The sequence below is a fragment of the Streptomyces panacea genome, assembly GCF_040560175.1.
Classification (GTDB): Bacteria; Actinomycetota; Actinomycetes; order Streptomycetales; family Streptomycetaceae; genus Streptomyces; species Streptomyces panacea.
Genome location: NZ_JARJHW010000136.1, coordinates 1 through 19,928, shown reverse-complemented (window position 1 = coordinate 19,928; position 19,928 = coordinate 1). Strand labels below are relative to the sequence as shown.

Sequence of the window (19,928 nt, the reverse complement as noted above, 5' to 3'; positions counted from 1 at the left end):
GACTTCGAAGACACGGCCTAGCGCTCGACCGTCGCGCTCAGCCTGCGGTCCGTGAGCGAGCGGCCCGCCTGGATCTCGTACGCGCCCGGAATCGCCGTCCAGGCGTTCTCCCGCTCGTCCCAGATCTCGAAGGCGCGGGCCCTGAGCGGGACCGTCACCTCGACGCTCTCGCCGGGGCCCGCCTCGACGGAGGCGAAGCCGGCCAGCCAGCGCACCGGGCGCTCGGCCGTGCCGGGCGCACCGCCGGGGGCGGGCGCGAGGTAGATCTGGACGGTCTCGCGGCCGGGCCGGGCGCCGGTGTTGCGCAGCCGCACGGTGGCCCGTTCGGTGGTGGCGTCCAGCGTCTCGTACTCCCAGTCGGTGTAGCCGAGGCCGTGGCCGAAGGGGTACGCGGGGGTCGTGCCGGCCCGCTCCCAGGCGCGGTAGCCGATGAACACGCCCTCGGTGTAGTGCAGTTCCCCGCCCGCCGGGGTGGTGTCGGTGACGGGGACGTCGGCCAGGGCGACCGGCCAGGTGGTGGTGAGCCGGCCGCCGGGCTCCTCGGCGCCGGTGAGCACGTCGGCGAGCGCGGCGCCGCCCTCCTGGCCGGGGAACCAGCTGAGCAGGACGGCTGCCACGTCGTCGCGCCACGGCAGTTCGACCGGTGAGCCGGTGTTGACGACGACGACGGTGTTCGGGTTGACGGCGGCGACGGCCGCGACGAGCGCGTTCTGGTGACCGGGCAGTTCCAGACTCGTACGGTCGAAGCCCTCGGACTCGACGGCCGTGGTGGTCGCGACCACCACGACGGCGGTGTCCGCCGCCCCGGCGGCCTCGACGGCCTCGGCGATCAGGTCCTCGGGGTCGCGCTGCGGGCCGAGGTGGAGCAGGGAGAAGGCGACCGCGTCCATCGGGGCGCCGGGCAGCCGGGGCACGGTGAGGCGCAGCGAGACGTCGACGCTCTCGCCTTCGAGGAGGGTGACCCGGGCGCGCGGCAGCCGCTCGCCGAAGAACGCGTTGAACGGGTCGGTACTGTCACCGAGCCCTTCCTCGCCCTCCCAGATCTTCTCGCCGCCGACGGTGAGGACGAGGGGCCCGATGCCTCGGGTGCCGAAGGTGTGGTCGCCGCTCTCGCGCGGAGTGAAGGTGCCGGTGAACTCGACGCTGTGCAGTTCGTCGTAGTCGACGCCGTCGGGCAGGTCGACACCGACCCACTGGACCATGCCGGAGGGGATGCCGGTGGTGCCCAGCTCCTGTCCGTCGGCGGCGCGGCAGACGGCACGCAGCTCGAATCCCTTTCCGGCGACGCCGAGTTGGTCGCTGGGGTCGGCGCCGACGCTGTAGCTGAGGGCGCCTTCGGGCAGGGCGGCGGTCAGGCCGTCGAGCGGCGAGACGGTGTGCGGCGGGAAGACGGTGGCCGAGCCGCCGCCGAGGATGCGGGCGTCGCGGGCGGCGGCGCCGCTGAGCGCGACGGTGCGGGTCCTGGCGGGGTCGAGGGGCAGGGCGGGGTGCCCGTCGCGTACCTCGTTGCGTACGAGGACGAAGGAGCGGCGTGCGACCTCGCGGGCCAGCGCGTCGCCGTCGAGGGTCGCGGGGAGCGCGGATTCGGCGACGACGGCGGGCGCGTCGTCGAGGGCGCCGACGCGGGCGGCGAGCCTCAGCACGTTGCGTACGGCGTCGTCGACGAGCGACTCCTCGGCCTCGCCGGCCCGGACGGCGGCGGCGAGCGCCGGACCGTACACGGTCTTGGGGCCCGGCATCGCGACGTCGAGGCCGCCGAGGAGGGCGCCGGTGGTGGAGCGGGCGGCGAGCCAGTCGGAGACGATGTAGCCGTCGAATCCCCATTCGCCGCGCAGGACTTCGTTCTGGAGATAGCGGTGCTCGGTCATCGAGGCGCCGTTGACCTGGTTGTACGCGGCCATGATGCCCCAGGGGTGGGCGTTCTTGACGATGGCCTCGAACGGGGCGAGGTAGAGCTCGCGCAGCGGGCGCGGGGCGACGATGTTGTCGACGGTGAAGCGGTCGGTCTCGGCGTCGTTGGCGACGAAGTGTTTGACGGTCGTGCCGACGCCGCCGTCCTGGACGCCCAGGACGTAGCCGGTGCCGATCTCGCCGGTGAGGTACGGGTCTTCGCTGTACGCCTCGAAGTGCCGGCCGCCGAGCGGGGACCGGTGCAGATTGACGGTCGGCGCGAGGAGGACGTGCACGCCCTTGCGGCGGGCCTCCTGGGCGAGCAACCGGCCTGCCCTGCGGGCCAGTTCGGGGTCCCAGGTGGCGGCGAGCGCGGTGGGCGACGGGAGCGCGACCGACGGGTCGTCGGCGGTCCAGCGGACACCCCTGACGCCGATCGGGCCGTCGGACATGACGAGGGAGGCCAGGCCGATCTCCGGGAGGGCGGGCAGCGACCAGTTGTCCTGCCCTGCCAGCAGCCGCGCCTTGTCGTCCAGATCCAGCTTGCCGAGCGCCGCCTCGACGGCCGCTTCGCGTGCTTGGTCGGCCCGGGTGATGGGTGCGCCGGTCACGGCGGTACCTCCTCGTCAGTGTCCTGCGCCTTGCGGACGGTTACATGGTGACCCGCAATTCTGTAGACAGGTAGGCTTCGTTACCGGTTCGTTACTCGTGTACGGTCCGGACGACGGTCGGTGAGCGGTCAGGTACGAGGCGAGAGGACCCGGTTGGATGGCGAGGCCCAGAGGCGCGGAGCGGCGGGCGGAGATCCTCCGCGCCACCATCGAGGTGATCGCCGAACGCGGGTACCGCGGCACGACGTTGGGCGCGGTGGCCGAGCGGGTGGGCCTCACCCAGCAGGGGCTGCTCCACTACTTCCCCACGAAGGAGGCGCTGCTCCTCGCCGTCATGGACGAGCGCGACCAGTGGGACACGGGGGGCGGCAGCCGGGGCGCGGACGGCTGGCGGCTGGAGCTGCTGACGTCGATGGTCGACTACAACGCGATGCGGCCCGGCATCGTGCAGACCTTCTCGGCGCTGCTCGGCGAGAGTGTGACGGAGGGTCACCCGGCCGGGGAGTTCTTCACCCGCCGCTATGTGCAGGTTCGGGGCAACATGGCGGGTGTGCTGCGCGACGAGTTCGGCGACCGGCTGCCGAGCGGGCTCACCCCCGAGCAGACGGCGCCGCTGCTGGTGGCCGTGATGGACGGGCTCCAGTACCAGTGGTTGCTCGCACCGGAGTCGGTGGACATGCCGGCGGCGTTCCGGGCGTTCGTGACACTGCTGCGGGGCGGCGCGGAGGGGCCGGAGCGGTAAGGCGTGTCCGGCGGACGCGGGCGGTGCGGCGGTGGGACGCCGTAGCCATCGGCGGGGTGCGGAGGTGATACTTCCGCCACCCGATGGAAGGACTCCCGTGAGACTCGTGCGCACCACCGGCAACACCGCGGGCCGGCTCGGCCTCGTTCTGCTCGCGTCGGCCGCCCTGGTCGCCGTGGCGCCTCCCCCGCACGCCACGGCCGACAACGCCGTCGCCCCCGCGGTCACCGTCGAGGAGCGGCGCCTCGACGGTGACGTGCCCAGGCGGATACTCGGCGACAGCGGCTTCGACGGGGTCGCGCCGGCGTTCGCGACGTCACTGCGCGGCGCCGGTTCGTACGCCCAGGCGGAGCGCGCGGCCGTACGGCATGGCGAACGGTTGTGGCAGCGGGCGGTGGACCGCGTCCAGGGGCGGGGTCCGGCGGGCGGCGAGCTGAGCCGCGACGACGACCGTCCGCTGTACTGGGCGCGGCTGGCCCTGACCCGTGAACTGCGCGCGTGGCACGCGGAGTCCGGGCTCTCCGAGGCGGCGGGCGTACGGCTGCTGGAGCGGCTGGAGAGCGCGTCGCGGGGCCAGGACTCGATGGCGGACCGGGAGCGGGGCCGGGACCGGGCGAAGGGCGTCAAGCGGATCGTGGTCACCGGCTTCGACCCGTTCACGCTCGACAGGGACATCCGGATCAGCAACCCGTCCGGGGCGCTCGCGCTCGCGCTGGACGGCACGGTGATCCGCACCGCCGACGGACCGGCGCGCGTCGAGACCGCCGTCTTCCCGGTCCGCTGGGGGGACTTCGCCGACGGCACGGTCGAACGCGCCCTGCGCCGTACGCTGCCGCGCGCCGACCTGTTCGTGACGGTCAGTCAGGGACGGGTGGGGCGCATCGACGTCGAGCGGTACAACGGTGCCTGGCGCGGCGGCTTCGGCGACAACGAGAACGTGTCCGAGACCGGGCTCGTACCGGTGAAGGACCCGGCCACACAGCCCCAGTGGACGCGGACCACGCTGCCCTACGCGGGCATCGTGGCGGCCGGCACGGGGCGTTTCCCGGTGTACGACAACACGTCGGTCACCGAGGTCCCGGCGGGCGGCACCGCCCCCGTCGTACGGCCGGACGGGCCGACGCCCGGCTCGGCGGCCCGTGCCGGTGGCGGCGGGGACTATCTGTCGAACGAGATCGCCTACCGGGCGACGCTGCTGCGTGACCGGCTGGGGCTCGACATCCCGGGCGGCCATGTCCACACGCCGGTGCTCCAGTTCGGGCCGGGCAACACCGACCCGGCGACCGGGACGGTGTCGGATCCGGTCTTCGTACAGAACAGGCTGGACATCACGGCGCAGCTGCGCACGATCGTGCGGGTGGCGGCTGAGGAGTCGTAGAAGTCCTGGGCGGGCCCGACTCGGCCCACCGGGTCCGCCCGGTGGGCCGTGCGACGCGGAGCGCGAGCGCGTTCACCACTCGCGCGGGACGCCCGCCGTCGGACCGGAGCGGTCGGGCGCGGGAGCCGTACCCCCGGGCACGGGCGAACCGGCCCGACCGGCAGCGGCGCCGGCACCGGACCCCGCGCCCTCGTTCTCGCCCGTCAGGTCGCGGGCCATCAGCGTCGCCCCCGCCACCGCGCCCGGCATCAGGAACACCGCGACGAACGGCACCAGGAAGGCGAGCGTCAGCGGGACCCCGAAGCCCAGGGTGAGCAGCCGGCGGCGGCGCAACAGCGGCAGGCGTTCCTTGAGCTGGATGCCGCGTCGCTGCATGGCGACCGCCGTGAGTTCCTCCGTCAGGAAGAAGCCGGACACGCAGAAGCCGAGCACGGGGACGACGGTCTGGCCGACGACGGGGATGAACCCGAGCGCGAAGAGCAGGACGCCGTACAGCACCACCCGCCCCAGGATCCGCAGGCTGTCCCGCGCGGAGATCCACAGATCGCGCCAGAGCGGCAGACCCGACTCCGGTACGTCGCCGCCCTCCGACCGGTCCACGGCCTCGGACAGCGATTCGTAGAAGGGCTGCCCGACCAGCAGGGTCACGGCGGTGAAGGTGATCACGGCGATGAACAGCACGAGTGCGAACAGCAGCACGGTGAGGAAGGAGCGGAACAGCCCCTGCCACGGCGAGGACCAGTCGTCGGCGAAGGGCGTCGCCCAGGCCGTCAGGTCGTCCGCGCCGTAGAACAGGCCGACGAGCGCCGCCGCGTACAGCACGAGGGTCACCAGGCCGGGCAGCAGCCCGAAGCCCAGCCATCTGCCGTGCGCGCCGACCCAGCGCTGGCCTTTCACCAAGTAGCCGAAGCCCACACCGAGATCACGCATGGGAACACCCTATCGGGGTTGTTCCGGGGTTGTTCCGGGGCTGTTTCGGGGCGGTTCCCGGCCGGTTCCATGGGGCCGGTGGGACGGATGAGAGTCCCAATACCCCTTGTTGTTGACACGTTCAACCGGTATGACCTGCCTATTGAACCGAACGATCGCCCCCCGCACGACCCGGAGGTACATCCGCATGGGGATGCCCAGACCCGTTCTGCTCGCCACCGCCACGGCCACCGCGGCCCTGATGCTCGCGCCGCTGCCCGCGGCCGCCGTGCCCGGCGCCGACGGCGGCCGTTCGTCGCACCCGGTGAGGGACGGCGGCACCACGGACAGCCGCGTCGCCTCGGCCGCACTGCCTTCGGCCGGTGCCGCCGCGCTCTCCTCGGTGGGCAAGACCTCCCTCGGTCTGCGCAAGGACGGCGGCTACCCGCGCCGCAACGTCCTGGCCACGCTGCCCGAGAACCCGGCCGACAAGGCCATCAAGCTGGGCCTGGCGCCGTACCACGCGCTCGCTCCGCGCCTCAACGCCCTCCAGGAGCTGGGGAATCGGGTCAGCGTCGAGGTCACGGGCCGGTCGGCCGGCGGGCACGACCTGTATCTCGTGACGGTCACGGCCCCGGAGAGCGCGAAGGAGGCCGCCGAGCAGGAGCGGATGCGTGAGCGCATCGAGAACTCCCCCGCGTCGGCCGCCAAGGACAAGCGCATCAAGGAGAGTTACAAGACTCCCGTCTTCATCAACAACAACATCCACGGCAATGAGTGGGAGGGCACCGACGCGGCCCTGAAGCTCATCGAGGAGCTGGCGAAGGCCAAGGACAGCCGTACGACGAAGCTGCTGGCCACGAACCGGATCATTCTCAACGTCACGGCCAACCCGGACGGCCGGATCGCCGGAACCCGCGCCAACGGCAACGGCATCGACCTCAACCGCGACTTCATCACCGCCTCGCAGCCGGAGGCGCGCGCGATCCGGCAGATAGCCGTCGACAAGCAGCCCGCGGTCATGCTCGATCTTCACGGTTACGTCAACGGCACTCTCATCGAACCGACGACACCGCCGCACGGCGAGAACTACGAGTACGACCTGTTCCTCAAGAACTCCTACGCCAACGCCCTCGGTATGGAGGAGGCGGTCAACGACCTCGGCTACACGGCCGAAAAGGACGGCGTACGGCCGCCCGTCATCCCCTTCCGGGACCAGGAGGAGGGCTGGGACGACTGGCCGCCGATCTTCACCCCTCAGTACATGGCGTTCCAGGGCGCGGTCGCCTCGCACACCATCGAGATCCCGATGCGGGTCAACAACAACGACTACAACAACCTGCCCGTCGAGGAGTTGCGCCGCAGGTCCGCGATCAACACCGATGTCGCGGGCGCCGCGATGCGCGCCACGCTCGACTTCTCGCTGGAGAACCGCAAGACGCTGATAGCGGACCAGATAGAGACGTTCCGGCGCGGTGTCGCGGGCGAGAAGCAGCGGGTCATCTCCGAGGAGACGGTGCCCGGTGTGCCCGGCATCGGTCCGGAGGACATCTACACGACCGACTTCCCGCGCGCGTACGTGATCCCGGCCGGCGACGGACAGCGGTCGGCCCCGGCCGCCGCCCGTCTGGTCGACCACCTCGTGGCGAACGACGTGAAGGTCGAACAGGCCCGTAAGAGCTTCAAGCTCGCGGGCCGCACGTACCCGGCCGGTTCGTACGTGGTCGACATGGAGCAGGCCAAGCGCGGTATCGCCAACGTCATCCTGGACGAGGGCCGGGACATCAGCGCCGACGTGTCGTCGATGTACGACATCTCGGGCTGGAGCCTCGGGCTGCTGTGGGGCGCGAACGTCACCAAGGTCCAGCGGGGCTCCCTGAGCTTCTCGGGGCGCGAGGTCGACGCGGCCTCGCCCGTGGGCTCGGTGGCCCGTAACGGCGACCTGAAGCTGCGGCTGGACGACCCGAAGGAGTTCGCCGCCGTCAACTCCCTGCTCGCGCAGGGCGTGCAGGTGCGCAGGACGGCGGACGGCGCGGCGATCGTGCCGTCGTCGGCCCGCGGGAAGGCCGAGATCCTGGCCGACCGGTACGGCGTCGTCTTCACCGCCACGAAGGACAAGGGCGTCGCGGCGCTGCGCCGTACGACGGTCGCCGCGGCGGTCAACTCGGGCGAGCTGTTCGCGCTGCGCGAGATGGGCTTCGAGGTGCTGCCCGTGTCGACGGCGACGGCCAACGCGGGCTTCGACTGGTCGAAGGCCGACGCGCTGTACGTGTCGACAGGGCTGAGCCACCGGTCGCTCAACGAGACCGCCCGCGCCGCGCTCGGTGAATTCCTCGCCGGGGGCGCGCCGGTGGTGGCGCTGGGCTCCGGTGGTGCGACGTTCAACGCCGAGGCCGCGCTGCTGACGGCCACACCGGTGCGGGGCAACGGGAACGCCAACGGTGTGGTGCGGGTGCTCAACACGCCCGGACCGATCACCGGCGGCACGCAGCCGCACTCGTTCGTCTACTCGCCGATCTGGTACACGGCGCTCGGCAAGGGCGTGCGTACGGAGCAGTCGTACGGCGGTGGCAACCCGCTCGTCTCGGGCCACTGGCGCGCGAACGAGGACGGCACCGGCGGTCCGCAGGCCGCGGCCGGACAGGCGGCGATCGTGAGCGGTACGTCGGCGGCGGGAGCACCGGTCACGCTGTTCGGCACCGAGCCGCTGTTCCGCGACCACCCGAAGGGCTCGTTCGCCCAGGTGGGCAGGGCGCTGCTGAACCGCCTTCCGTAGGAGGCGCGATGCACGAAGGGCCGCACCCCGCTCGTGGGGGTGCGGCCCTTCGCGTGAGTGGGGCGGTCGGTCAGACGACGGACAGCTCGACCTTGATGTTGCCGCGCGTGGCGTTGGAGTACGGGCACACCTGGTGCGCCTTCTCCAGCAGGTCCTTCGCGGTGGCCGCGTCCACGTTGGGTATGGACGCCTCCAGCTCGACCTCAAGTCCGAAGCCACCGGCCTCGGTCTTGCCGATGCTGACCCTGGCGGTCACCGTCGAGCCGGAGATGTCGGCCTTCTCCTTGCGGGCGACGACGCCGAGCGCGCCCTGGAAGCAGGCGCTGTAACCGGCGGCGAAGAGCTGCTCCGGGTTCGTACCGGCGCCGCTGCCACCCATCGACTTGGGCGGGTTGACGACGACGTCGAGCTGGCCGTCGTCCGAGGAGACGCGACCGTCACGGCCGTTCTCCGCGGTGGCGACGGCGGTGTAGAGGGAGTCGATCTTCTGAATGGTCATTCGGGATTCCTTCTTCTTGTACGTCGCGGCTCGCGCCCACGGACCACGACGGCCTGGCACGAGCCTAACGGCTGTGGGTGTGTTGCCGTGGGGCAGTCGCTGTGGATCGACTGACGTCGGCCGAGGGTCAGTTGAGGGTGACGATCATCTTTCCGGTGTTCTCGCCGCGGAGCAGCCCGAGGAAGGCGTCGTAGCCCTTCTCGATCCCTTCGACGGCCGTCTCCTGGTACTTCAGCTCGCCCGAGGCGAGCCAGCCGGAGACGTCCTCGACGAACTTCGGCATGAGGGCGCGGTGGTCGTTGACGAGCATGCCCTGGAGGCGCAGCCGCTTGCCGATGACCAGCGCGAGGTTGCGCGGGGCGGGGCTGGCCTCGGTGCTGTTGTACTGCGAGATCATTCCGCAGATGGTGGCGCGGCCGTGCAGGTTGAACGAGGAGAGCGCGGCTTCGAGGTGCTCGCCTCCGACGTTGTCGAAGTAGACGTCGATGCCGTCGGGCGCGGCTTCCTTGAGCTGCTCCCTGACCGAGGCGCCGCTCTTGTAGTTGAAAGCGGCGTCGAAGCCGTACTCCTCCACAAGAAGTTTGACCTTGTCGTCGGATCCCGCCGAGCCGATGACCCGTGACGCGCCCTTGATCCGGGCCAGTTGGCCCACCTGGTTGCCGACGGCGCCCGCGGCGCCGGAGACGAACACGGCGTCGCCCTCCTTGAAGGAGGCGGTCTCGAAGAGTCCGGCGTAGGCGGTGAGGCCCGTCATACCGAGGACTCCGAGGTAGGCGCTGAGCGGCGCGAGCGAGGCGTCGATCTTCGTGGCGTACCGCGCCGGCGCCTCCGCGTACTCCCGCCAGCCGAGCCCGTGCAGCACATGGTCGCCGACCGCGAAGCCTTCGGCGTTCGAGGCGATGACCTCGCCGACGGCGGCGCCGTCCATGGGGTGGTCGAGCTGATAGGGCGGGGTGTAGGACTTCACGTCGTTCATCCGGCCGCGCATGTACGGGTCGACCGAGAAGTGCTTGTTGCGGACGAGGATCCGGCCCTCGCCCGGCGCGGCCACGGGGACCTCGCGCAGGGCGAAGTCCTCGGGCTTCGGCCAGCCGTGCGGGCGGGCGACGAGATGCCATTCGCGGCCGGACGCGGGAAGAACGGTCATGGGTGCGGTGCCTCCTCGGTTTAAAGCTTCACTGCCTGAAACAACCATGCTCCTAGATATTTCATGTTGTCAAGTAAACGGGTACTCTGGTGCCCATGGCTGAGCACACTGACCCCTTGACCCTCGAAGTCGTCGAACTCATCGGCACGGTCGTTGCGCGCTACTACGAGGAGTACGACCACGCCGCCGCGGAGCACTCCCTCACCGGCGCGCAGGCACGTGTACTCGGGCTGCTCTCCATTCGCCCCATGCCCATGCGCCGGATCGCGCAGAAGCTGAAATGCGAGCCGTCGAACGTCACGGGGATCGTGGACCGGCTGGAGTCGCGCGGTCTGGTGGAGCGGCGCCCCGACCCCTCCGACCGGCGGGTGAAGCTCGCCGCGCCCACGGAGAAGGGGCGGAGCACGGCACGGCAGCTGCGGGACGGGCTGAACTTCGCGCGGGAACCGCTGGCGGACCTTTCCGTGGCCGAGCGGACGGTGCTGCGGGATCTGCTGAGGCGGATGCTGGGAGACGAGGCGGTGGAGTGACCCCCGGTTCGGCCCCGGGCGCCCCGGGCGCTCAGCCGCAGATGATCCACAGGAAGCAGTCGTCCTCTTCCACCGGGGGCGAGGTGGAAGCGGAAGGGGAGGGCTGCTGCGTCGGGGGCCGATCCGGCCGGCCGGACGCGCTCGGGTCGGCCGGGGGGCGGCTGGAGCCCGTGGGGTCGGGCGAGCCGCTGGGGTCCGGCTCGTCGCTCGGCTCGGCCGAGTCCGTCGGCGCCGGGGGCTCCTCGTCGTCGGACGGCCCGGAGCCCGTCCCCGAAGCCGAGGGGTCGGGCGAGCCGTCCCCGCCGGGGCGGGCGGACCCGGTGGACCCGGAGGGCGTGCCGGACACGGGGCCCGGGTCCTTGGGCTCCTTCGGGCCGGTCGGGGGCAGTCCGCCGTCGAGCTCTATGGCCCTGTCCTCCTGTACGGAGGTGGCATCGTCGCCGTCGGACGACTCCAGCGCCAGCTCGGCGAGGCTCAGCGCGCCGACCGCCAGGACGAGACCCGTCACGGTGAGCAGGACGACGCGGCCCTTGCGCCGGTGGACACCGCGCTCGGCGCGCATCTCGCGGCGCTCACGACGGGACACCTTGCGCTTGCGGGAGCCGCGCTGACGGCGCGGGCCCCTGACCGGCTCCGGACCGGGTTCGCGCGCGGCAAGGACCACCTCCACCTCGTGCGGGGCGGGGTCGTGGAGCCGTAGCTCCTCGGCGGGCGTACCGCACCCCGCGCACGCCAGGGCGCCGTTGAGGTGCCGCTGGCAGTGATGGCAGTAGTCCATGGCGCCCTGAAGATAATCCGACTAACCACGGCTCGGGCACCTGTCGCGTGAAGATCCTGTGTGGAATCGACCGTTCCACCAATCCGCCGCCCGACCTGCCCCGAAGGTGCACGATGTCGATATGAATGCCACGACATCAGCCGCAGCCGGTGGAACCTCCCATCCTTTCGGACCGCGCGACTTCCAGCTCGTACTGCTGCGCCGGATGGCCGACCACCAGAGCGAACTGGTCGAGGACGCCCGGCGCCAACTGGGCGCGTCGCTCGGTGAGATGCGGGAGGCCAACCGGCGCTGGCAGGCGATGATCCGCTCCCCCCGCGCCCGGGGCACGCTGTCGCGCTACCGCTCGGTACTGGGCGCGCCGGAGGCGGCGTTTCCCCGGCAGGTCGGCGATCTGGCGTGCGAGGTGCTGCTGTGGCCCGTTCCGCTCTGGCCCACGCTCCGCTTCGAGGTGACGGCGGCGCCGGGTGGCGGCGTGTGGAACGAGTGGCTGGTACGGGCGCCGGGCGAGCCCGGTCCCGAGCTGCGTACGGCGGACGATCTGCGCCCCTGGTCCTGCACCGTCGACGAGGTCGCCCGCGCGTTCGCCCCCGCCAGACCGATGGAGGGTACGGCGCCGACCCGCTGGGGTCTCGCGTTCGACGCGCCGGGGACGGGGCCGTGCGTCGCGGAGTTCACCTGGGGCCTGCTTCAGCGCTGGTCACCGGCGCGTGGCGGATCGTAGACGGCGCCGGCGTGCTGCGGCCCGTGCCCCGGCGTGGCGTCGGCTCCGTACGCCCGACCGGCGCATCCCAGCGCGCGCACCGCCCCTCCGGCGCCCACGATGCGAAGAGGGCCGGCCGCCCGCCGGTGATCCACCTCAGCGCTCCCGGGAGAAGAACCCGCCGTGACCGTCAGCCTTGAGCAGTTGCGCCGTTGCCATGTCGCCGTCGACCTCGGGGCCGCCAGGACCCGGGTCTTTGTGAAGGGAGCCGGGCTCGTCGTGGACGAGCCGAGCGTCGCCGCAGTGAACACCAGGACCGGCGCGCTCATCGCCGTCGGCGCGCTGGCCGAGCAGATGACGGGCCGTACGCCGGACTACATCCGGGTCGCCCGCCCCGTGACCGGCGGCACCGTCGTGGACATCGAGATGGCCCAGCGGATGCTCCGTCATCTCCTCGGTGAGAAGCTCCGCCGCCAGTTGCGCAGGAAGCCGCGGCTGCGCGCGGCGGCCTGCACCCCCCACGACAGCGACCCGCTCGCCCAGCGCGCGGCCGTCGAGACCCTGGTCGGGCTCGGGGCCCGCCGGGTGGAGCTGGTCGACACGCTCATCGCCGCGGCCGTGGGCTGCGGGCTGCCCGTGGAGAAGCCGACGGCCACCATGATCATGGTGTGCGGCGCGGCGACCACCCAGGTCGCCGTGTTGTCGCTCGGCTCGATCGTGACGGCCCAGCGGGTCCCCGTCGGTGGCAACGCCATCGACCACGCGGTCATCCAGCACCTGCGCCACCAGCACGAGTTGATGCTGCCGAGCCAGTCCGTCCGGCCGCTCCAGCTGGCGCTGCGCGGCAACGGCATCACGCCGGACGGCCCCACCTCGACGGAGATCCACGGCCGTGACGTGGCGACGGGGCTCGCCCGGTCGGTCGTCGTGGACACCGCCGCCGTACGGCAGGCCATCCACACGCCGCTCACCGCGGTGCTCGACGGCATCGGCAAGGTGCTGCGCGACTGCCCGCCGGACCTGGTGGCCGACCTCGCCGACACCGGGATCATGATGGTCGGCGGCAGCGCGCTGCTGCCCGGCCTGGACCAGATGCTGCGTGACGCGACGGGGATGCCGGTGCACATCGCCGAGCGTCCCGACGTCTGCGCGATTCTGGGGCTCGGGGCGATGCTGGACGGGAAGATCCAGCCGCTGGTGCTCGATCCGCTGGCGCACGCCGAGTGATGTGACGTCGGGCGAAGAGGACGGAGGCGCCCGGTCCGGGCACGCCGACCGTCACCGGGAGGACCGGGGCGCCGGCGACCGGCGGAACGCCCGGGACCCGGACGGCCCGCGGGACCGGAACGGAGCGGGCGGGCGGGAAGGCCCGGACACCCCCGACGGCCGGGACGGGCGGGGCGACGCCCCGGACGCGGAGGACGGCTCGGCCGACAGCCCGGACGCGGAGGACAGCCCGGAGGGACAGGACGGACAGGACCGGCCGGACGGTCCGGGCGACGACCCGGGCGACGCCCCGGACGGGCCCGGCGACCGGAGCGCCCCGGATCGGCTGAGCGGCGGGGCCGCCTCCGGGTCAGGACGGCCGTCCCGCCCCGGAAGCGGTCCCGCCCGAGCCGCCCCCCGGCTGCCCATGCTGCTCGACGCCGTCCTCAACGTCGGTACCGAGGTCGAGTTGGCCTCCACCCTCCAGCACGTCGTCGACAGCGCCGCCGATCTCACCGACGCGCGTTACGGCGCGCTCGCGCTCGCCGGACCCGCCCACGGCCGGGGCCCCGAGCGCGGTCGGGGCCGGATCGCCGAGCTGTTCTCCGTCGGGCTCAGCGAGGACGAGCGCCGGCGCATCACCCGGCTCCCCACCGGGCACACCGGACTCCTCGGCCACCCCGGCAGCACCCTCAGCCTCGGCGTCCCCGTCCGCGTCAACAACGACGTGCTCGGCTACCTCTGTCTGGCCCGGAAGCGGCACGGCCCCTTCACCGAGGAGGACCTGGCCCTGCTGCGCGTGCTCGCCTCGCAGGCCGGGATCGCGATCGGCAACGCGCGCCTGTACGGGACCGCCCGCCAGCGCGCGCGGTGGATCGAGGGAGCCGCCGCCGTCACCACCGCCCTGCTCAGCGGCGAGCCCGCGGCGGACGCGCTGACGACGCTCGCGAAGTCGGCGCGGATCCTGGCCGGAGCCGCCGCCGGGGTGGTGCTCCAGCCCACCGACGAGGGCGGCATGGAGATCGTCGCCGCCTCCGCGCTGGACGACCCCGGCGACATCGTCGGTACGAGCATCGCGCCCGGCTCGCCCGTACTCGTCCAGCTCCTCGGCGGCGAACCCGTCTACATCGACGACTCGGCGACCGACCCCCGGATGACCACCCATGTGCGGACCCGCTTCGGGCCCAGCATGATGCTGCCGCTCCAGAGCGGCGGCCGGCTGATCGGCACGCTCGCCCTGCCGCGCAAGCGCGGCGGACGCCCATACACCTCCGTGGACCGGCTGCTGGCGACCCAGTTCGCCTCCCAGGCCGCGCTCGCGCTGGTGCTGGCCGACGCCCAGCACGACCGTGAGCGGCTGGCGGTCTTCGAGGACCGCGACCGGATCGCCCGTGACCTGCACGATCTGGTCGTGCAGCGGCTGTTCGCCACCGAGATGATGCTGGAGTCGACCCGGCGGCGCACGGGTGAGGGGGAGCTGGCCGACCTGCTCGGCCACGCCGTCGACGAGCTGGACTCCACCATCCAGGAGGTGCGGACCACGATCTTCGCCCTCCAGCAGCCGCCCGCCGACGCCCCCGCGAGCCTGCGCGGCAAGGTGCTGCGCGAGACGGCGGGCGCGGCGGTCCTCCTCGGGTTCCAGCCGTCCGTGCACTTCACGGGGGCGGTCGACACCCTCGTGGGGGATCCGCTGCACGCCGGACTGCTGGCCGCGCTGCGCGGCGCGCTGGCCGCCGCGCACCGGCGGCCGGGGGTGACGTCGATCGAGGTGGAGGTCGACGCGACGGCGCGGCTGCCGGGTGGCCGGGACGGGGTGCGGCTGGTGGTCTCGAACGACGGCGAGGGCGAGGCGGACAACGAGGGTGAAGGGGACGGCGACGGCACCGGCGCCGATGCCGACACCGGCCGCGCGGGATCGTCGGTCGTCTGGGAGGCCGAGCGGTAGCTCCGCGCGCTCACAACAGAAGGCCCGGTACGGCGGGTTCGCCGTACCGGGCCCGCTGCCTCATCGCCCGGACCGGGGAATCCTGCACCCGGCACGGGCCGCTCTCACCGCAGCTTGGCCGCTCGCGCCGCCTCGAACTGGTTCACCCAGTGCCGCGTCCGGTCGAGATACGCCGTCTCGGCGTCGGCACCGGTCTTCCCGTACGCGCCCGAGAAGGTCTGGTAGCCGTGCCCGGCGGGCGGGTTGCTCGACGCGGGTTCGATCGAGCTTCCCTCGTGCCATTCGTTGAAGGACGTGACGGAGACCCAGGTGGGCGATCCGCCGATGGCCGGGTCGAGCGCGTTGTTCCACTGCTTGTCGTACGCGGCGCCGTTGTCCCTGCCCAGGGTGGGCGTGGTGTTGCCGGGTACGGCGCGGTCGTCGATGTAGCCGGGGGCCACCGAGGGTGCCCAGACCAGATCGTTCGCCGCCGCGTAGTCCCCGGCGTTCTTCCAGCCGGGAGCGGTGGCGCCGGCGATGCCGTCGTAGGTGTAGATGCCGTTGAAGTGCGCGATCTTGGAGGTGTCGGTGGTCTGGGCCAGGACGATGTTGTTGTCGGTCACCTGGTCCAGGGCCGACCAGTCGGGCACATCCAGGCTCTGGAAGACGTAGAACGCGTTGCTGTCGCTCCGCTCCGCGTCCCGGAAGTACGCGGGGTGGTCGCCGTACCGCTCGTTGATGTAGTTGATGTCGTCCACCGTGGAGGCACCGCTGCGACCGCTGTACGGCTCCAGGTGCCAGGCGACCTTGATGCCGTGGCGCTGGGCAGCGTCCATCACCCCGTCGACCAGCCCGTCCTCGTAACTGCCCCGGCCCCACCAGCTGTAGACCAGGACGTTGGCGCCCGACTGCTTGATCCACTTCATGTGCTGTTCGACGGCGCCGGTGAAGTCACCGGAGTCGTACGCGCCGAGCTTCGGGTAGAGGTCGGCGCCGACGTCCTCGGGCGGGTTCTGGCCGCCCTGCTGCCAGTGCCGCCAGCCGCCGTTGATCTGGGGGCTGCCGTACCAGGGGTAGTAGAAGAGGTGCACGTTCGACGAGCCCTCGGCCTTGGGCTCCTCGGCCGCGCCGGACAGGGTGAAGCTGTCGATGTCGAACAGCGCGCCCGCTCCCCCGGTGAAGCGCAGGAACAGCGCGCCCGTCCCGGTGGCGGTCAGCGTCGTGGAGACCTCGGTGAAGGTGTCCCAGCTGCCCGTCGGGGCGATGTCGACCGAGCCGAGCAGGGTGCCGGTGGCAGAGCCCGAGCGGATCTCCACCGTGCCGCCCGCGCCCGCCGACGAGACGTCGGCGGTGAACTTCGTGGCACCGGCGGTGTCGACCTGGGAGTACCCGGCCCAGTCACCGTTCTCGATATGACCGAGGGTCTGGCCGCCACTGGCCGAGCCGTGGTTCGCGCGCTCGACGCCCGAGCCGGAGGTGTACGCCTCGCCCTCCACGGCCGTCGGCCGCGGCCCCGGGTCCTCGCCGCCGTCCGACGAGCAGTCGGCGTCGACCGCGCCGGCCGCGTACTGGATCCCGCCCAGCAGCACCTGCCGGAAGGCGGGATCGGCGTACGACTCCTGGGTGTGGCCGAGGCCGGTGTAGAACGACCGGCCCGCGGCCTGCTCGTCGCACCAGGTGATCGGGTGGTCGCCGCCCATCTCCCCACCGCTGTAGGTGGATTCGTCCAGGCTCTGGAGCACATGGACGCTGTCGCGGGGATTGGTGCGGTAGTTGTACCACTCGTCGGTCCTGGACCAGGTCGGGTCCAGGTGCGAGGTGGCCGGGTTCGTCCGGTCCTCGTTCTTGACCGTCGCCCGCTGGATCGCCGGGTGGCTCTTGAACCAGGCGCCGACCAGGCCCTCGTACGCCGGCCACTCGTACTCGGTGTCGGCCGCCGCGTGGACGCCGACATAGCCGCCGCCCCCGTCGACGTACGACTTCAGCGCCGTCTGCTGCGCGTTGTCGAGCACATCACCGGTGGTGCTGAGGAAGACCACCGCCTCGTAGTTCGCGAGGTTGGCCGTGGTGAAGGCACCGCTGTCCTCGGTCGCCGTGACGGTGAACTCGTTGGCCTCGCCGAGATCCTGGATCGTCCGGATACCGGCCGGGATCGAATCGTGCCTGAATCCGGCCGTCTTGGAGAAGACGAGCACCTCGTACGGATCGGCCGCGGCCTCCGCGGAAGCACCGGTGGGCGCCAGGAGCGCGGCACCGAGCGCGACGGCCAGCACACAGGACAGATGTCGCATACGGCGGGCGATGTCACGTCTCATCGGTCAACTCCCTTGGCCGCAGCGCCGGTCGAGAAGGTGAAGGCGTCCAGGTCGAAGAGGTTGCCCTGGCCCGTCGCCCCCTTGAAGACGAGGAACAACTCGGTCGACCCGGCGGGTGCGCCCGTGATGTTCCCGGTGACGTCCACGAAGTTCTCCCAGCCGCCGGTCGGGGCCACGGCCAGCGTGCTGAGCAGGGTGCCGGTCGCGGATCCCGCCCGTACTTCGAGGGTGCCGCCGACGCCGCCGGACGCGACGCGCGCCGAGACGCTGGTCGCGTTGTCCACCGCGTACGGCTTGAAGGAGACCCAGTCGCCGTTGTCGGTGAAGCCGACCGTGGCGCCGCCCTCGGCGTTGCCGTGGGCCGCCACCTCGATGCCGGACTGGGCGCCGAAGTGCTCGCCCTGCCGGTGCCGGGGCTGGAGGACGCTGTCGCTGTGCGTGGTCAGGCCGCCCGCGTCGGTGTACTCGGCGTCGAAGACCCCGTAGATGTTGGCGGCGGTGTCGTGCTCACCGTCGACGGGGACGTCGATGGTGCCGGTGCAGCCGTTCTTCGAGGTGATCTGGTGCCGGTGCTCGTCGTGGCCCAGCAGATACGTCACCTTGACCTTGGCGCAGTCGATGGCGCCGTCCTCGGGGTCACTGGCCGTCACGGTGAACGGGACGCTGTCGCCCCAGGAGAACAGCTCGCCGTCGGCGGGCGTGTTCAGGGTGACGGTGGGCGCGCTGTTGCCGGCCGTCACGACGAGGCTGGCGGAGCCGGTCAGGCCCTCCGGGTCGGTGACCGTGAGGGTCGGCCGGAACGTCCCGGCCCCGGTGTAGGTGTGGCTCGGGTTGGGGTCGGTGGACTTCGTACCGTCACCGAAGTCCCAGGCGTAGCTGAGCGCTCCGCCCTCGGGGTCGGCGCTTCCCGCGGAGGAGAAGGCGACCTGGAGCGGGGTCGGGCCCGAGGTCCTGTCGGCGGCGGCCTTGGCGACCGGGCTGCGGTTGCTGCCGGCCAGGTACTCGACGCGGTACAGCGCCTGGTTGTTGGAGCCGGTGCCGTAGTCGAGGACGTACAGCGCGCCGTCGGGGCCGAAAGCCTGGTCCATCACCTGGGTGCCGGTCCACGGGAAGTTCTCGATGACGCCGGGGGAACCGTCCGCCTTGACCTCGATGGCCTTGATCCACTTGCGGCCGTACTCACCGGCGAAGAAGCGGCCGTCGAGGGACTCGGGGAACTTCACGGCGGAGTCGAGGCCCGCGTCGTAGTTGTAGACGGGACCGCCCATGGGCGACTCGGAGCCGCCGCCGAATTCGGGCGGGGAGCCCGCGTCACCGGAGTAGCGGATCCAGGCGGCCTCGGCCGGCGGGAGCTTGTTCTGGCCGGTGTTGTGGAGGGAGTTGTTGGTGGCGCCGCCCGCGCAGTCGTACTTGCCCGCGGAGGGTCCGTCCGGGAACGCCCACTCGCCGTACGACTCGGTACCGGTGTTGGTGCCGGTGCAGTACGGCCAGCCGAAGTTGCCGGCCTCGGTGATGCGGTTGAACTCGACCTGGCCGCTGGGGCCGCGGTCGGCGCTCGTGGAGCCCGAGTCGGGGCCGTAGTCGCCGAGGTAGACGACGCCGGTGGACTTGTCGACGGACATCCGGAACGGGTTGCGGAAGCCCATCGCGTAGATCTCGGGGCGCGTCCGGTCCGTACCCGGGGCGAAGAGGTTGCCGGACGGGACGGTGTAGCCGCCGTCGGCCGTGGGCTTGATGCGGAGCACCTTGCCGCGCAGGTCGTTGGTGTTGCCCGAGGAGCGCTGGGCGTCGAACTGCGGGTTACGGTTGGCGCGTTCGTCGATCGGCGAGTAGCCGGCGGACTCGAACGGGTTCGTGTCGTCGCCCGTCGTCAGGTAGAGGTTGCCCTGCGCGTCGAAGTCGATGTCACCGCCGACGTGGCAGCACTGGCCGCGGTCGTTGGGGACTTCGAGCACGACCTTCTCGCTCGCGGCGTCGAGTGTGCCGTCGGCCTTGAGCGTGAAGCGTGAGAGGTTCAGATGCCCCTTCCACGGCTCGAAGTCGGCCGCGGCGCCGGTCACCGGGGCGTCGCCGCCGGGGGTGTTGAGCTTGGGCGAGTAGTAGAGGTACAGGTATCGGTTGGTCGCGAAGTCCGGGTCCGCCGCGACTCCCTGGAGACCTTCCTCGTCGTGCGAGTAGACATCGAGCTTGCCCGACGTCTTGGTGTTGCCCGCGGCGTCGGTGAGGCGGACCGTGCCGTCCCTCGCGGTGTGCACGACCGAGCGGTCGGGCAGGACGGCCAGCGACATGGCCTCGCCCAGTTCGGCACCGCCGAGGGCGAGTTGCACCTGCTGGTAGTCCGCCGCCGGGATCTCGGCGGCCTCGTGTTCCGGGTGGCCGGGGTGGGCGACGGCCGCGGGGGCCACGGTGAGACCGGCCGAGAGTACGAGGGCGAGCGCCGCGAAAATTCTGGACCACGCGGGTGGGCGTCGTGACATGAGATTTCCTTCCTGACCAGAGGTGGGGTGTGTCAGGCAAGGC

The 19,928-nt window shown here is 71.8% G+C and carries 14 protein-coding genes; 7 read left to right on the top strand and 7 right to left on the bottom strand.

The annotated features are described in order from the left end of the window. Positions 1–17: 17 nt before the first annotated feature. Positions 18–2,501 carry a beta-glucosidase family protein gene (locus P3L51_RS26210; protein ID WP_354607757.1) on the bottom strand — a complete coding sequence of 828 codons (2,484 nt, stop codon included), beginning with the start codon at positions 2,499–2,501 and terminating at the stop codon, positions 18–20. Between the two features lie 157 nt (positions 2,502–2,658). Here P3L51_RS26210 and P3L51_RS26205 point away from each other — a divergent pair, with 157 nt between their 5' ends. Together P3L51_RS26205 and P3L51_RS26200 are read left to right on the top strand one after the other, a co-directional pair. After that, positions 2,659–3,243 carry a TetR/AcrR family transcriptional regulator gene (locus P3L51_RS26205; RefSeq protein WP_354607756.1) on the top strand — a complete coding sequence of 195 codons (585 nt, stop codon included), beginning with the start codon at positions 2,659–2,661 and terminating at the stop codon, positions 3,241–3,243. A gap of 97 nt (positions 3,244–3,340) precedes the next feature. Then, positions 3,341–4,621, top strand: a complete 1,281-nt coding sequence (locus tag P3L51_RS26200; protein ID WP_435594529.1) for a pyroglutamyl-peptidase I — start codon at positions 3,341–3,343, stop codon at positions 4,619–4,621. A 72-nt stretch (positions 4,622–4,693) separates the two neighbouring features. Here P3L51_RS26200 and P3L51_RS26195 read toward each other — a convergent pair whose 3' ends face one another. Further along, positions 4,694–5,551: an EI24 domain-containing protein gene (locus P3L51_RS26195; RefSeq protein ID WP_354607755.1), complete on the bottom strand. Its 858-nt coding sequence runs from the start codon at positions 5,549–5,551 to the stop codon at positions 4,694–4,696. A gap of 187 nt (positions 5,552–5,738) precedes the next feature. Here P3L51_RS26195 and P3L51_RS26190 point away from each other — a divergent pair, with 187 nt between their 5' ends. Next, complete coding sequence (locus tag P3L51_RS26190; protein WP_354607754.1) at positions 5,739–8,306, top strand: M14 family zinc carboxypeptidase; 2,568 nt, start codon at positions 5,739–5,741, stop codon at positions 8,304–8,306. A gap of 70 nt (positions 8,307–8,376) precedes the next feature. On the opposite strand, the gene P3L51_RS26185 is transcribed toward P3L51_RS26190, so the two are convergent. After that, positions 8,377–8,805, bottom strand: coding sequence for an organic hydroperoxide resistance protein (locus P3L51_RS26185; protein ID WP_354607753.1), 429 nt, complete (start codon positions 8,803–8,805; stop codon positions 8,377–8,379). 127 nt (positions 8,806–8,932) lie between these two features. Next, entirely contained in the window at positions 8,933–9,952 is a 1,020-nt protein-coding gene (locus P3L51_RS26180; protein ID WP_354607752.1) for an NADP-dependent oxidoreductase, read from the bottom strand. A 95-nt stretch (positions 9,953–10,047) separates the two neighbouring features. Here P3L51_RS26180 and P3L51_RS26175 point away from each other — a divergent pair, with 95 nt between their 5' ends. Then, entirely contained in the window at positions 10,048–10,482 is a 435-nt protein-coding gene (locus P3L51_RS26175) for a MarR family winged helix-turn-helix transcriptional regulator (protein WP_354607751.1), read from the top strand. Positions 10,483–10,513: 31 nt separating this feature from the next. Here P3L51_RS26175 and P3L51_RS26170 read toward each other — a convergent pair whose 3' ends face one another. Beyond that, positions 10,514–11,260 carry an SCO2400 family protein gene (locus P3L51_RS26170; protein WP_354607750.1) on the bottom strand — a complete coding sequence of 249 codons (747 nt, stop codon included), beginning with the start codon at positions 11,258–11,260 and terminating at the stop codon, positions 10,514–10,516. A 121-nt stretch (positions 11,261–11,381) separates the two neighbouring features. On the opposite strand from P3L51_RS26170, the gene P3L51_RS26165 reads away from it, so the two are divergent. From P3L51_RS26165 to P3L51_RS26155, 3 genes are all read left to right on the top strand, one after another. Then, on the top strand, positions 11,382–11,984 hold the full coding sequence (locus P3L51_RS26165; RefSeq protein WP_354607749.1) for a hypothetical protein: 603 nt from the start codon (positions 11,382–11,384) through the stop codon (positions 11,982–11,984). 162 nt (positions 11,985–12,146) lie between these two features. Continuing rightward, entirely contained in the window at positions 12,147–13,190 is a 1,044-nt protein-coding gene (locus P3L51_RS26160) for a rod shape-determining protein (protein ID WP_354607748.1), read from the top strand. Between the two features lie 406 nt (positions 13,191–13,596). Beyond that, positions 13,597–15,114, top strand: coding sequence for a GAF domain-containing protein (locus P3L51_RS26155; RefSeq protein ID WP_354607758.1), 1,518 nt, complete (start codon positions 13,597–13,599; stop codon positions 15,112–15,114). Between the two features lie 104 nt (positions 15,115–15,218). Here P3L51_RS26155 and P3L51_RS26150 read toward each other — a convergent pair whose 3' ends face one another. Both P3L51_RS26150 and P3L51_RS26145 read right to left on the bottom strand, forming a co-directional pair. After that, on the bottom strand, positions 15,219–17,408 hold the full coding sequence (locus P3L51_RS26150; protein ID WP_354607747.1) for a glycoside hydrolase family 99 protein: 2,190 nt from the start codon (positions 17,406–17,408) through the stop codon (positions 15,219–15,221). After that, positions 17,405–19,885, bottom strand: a complete 2,481-nt coding sequence (locus tag P3L51_RS26145) for a PQQ-dependent sugar dehydrogenase (RefSeq protein WP_354607746.1) — start codon at positions 19,883–19,885, stop codon at positions 17,405–17,407. The genes P3L51_RS26150 and P3L51_RS26145 overlap by 4 nt, the downstream gene beginning before the upstream one ends. Positions 19,886–19,928 lie beyond the last annotated feature (43 nt).

Coding starts and splice junctions, on each gene's coding strand:
- P3L51_RS26150 (WP_354607747.1), bottom strand. CDS start 17,408: ATGAGACGTGACATCGCCCGCCGTATGCGACATCTGTCCTGTGTGCTG.
- P3L51_RS26165 (WP_354607749.1), top strand. CDS start 11,382: ATGAATGCCACGACATCAGCCGCAGCCGGTGGAACCTCCCATCCTTTC.
- P3L51_RS26205 (WP_354607756.1), top strand. CDS start 2,659: ATGGCGAGGCCCAGAGGCGCGGAGCGGCGGGCGGAGATCCTCCGCGCC.
- P3L51_RS26195 (WP_354607755.1), bottom strand. CDS start 5,551: ATGCGTGATCTCGGTGTGGGCTTCGGCTACTTGGTGAAAGGCCAGCGC.
- P3L51_RS26190 (WP_354607754.1), top strand. CDS start 5,739: ATGGGGATGCCCAGACCCGTTCTGCTCGCCACCGCCACGGCCACCGCG.
- P3L51_RS26145 (WP_354607746.1), bottom strand. CDS start 19,885: ATGTCACGACGCCCACCCGCGTGGTCCAGAATTTTCGCGGCGCTCGCC.
- P3L51_RS26185 (WP_354607753.1), bottom strand. CDS start 8,805: ATGACCATTCAGAAGATCGACTCCCTCTACACCGCCGTCGCCACCGCG.
- P3L51_RS26180 (WP_354607752.1), bottom strand. CDS start 9,952: ATGACCGTTCTTCCCGCGTCCGGCCGCGAATGGCATCTCGTCGCCCGC.
- P3L51_RS26170 (WP_354607750.1), bottom strand. CDS start 11,260: ATGGACTACTGCCATCACTGCCAGCGGCACCTCAACGGCGCCCTGGCG.
- P3L51_RS26155 (WP_354607758.1), top strand. CDS start 13,597: ATGCTGCTCGACGCCGTCCTCAACGTCGGTACCGAGGTCGAGTTGGCC.
- P3L51_RS26175 (WP_354607751.1), top strand. CDS start 10,048: ATGGCTGAGCACACTGACCCCTTGACCCTCGAAGTCGTCGAACTCATC.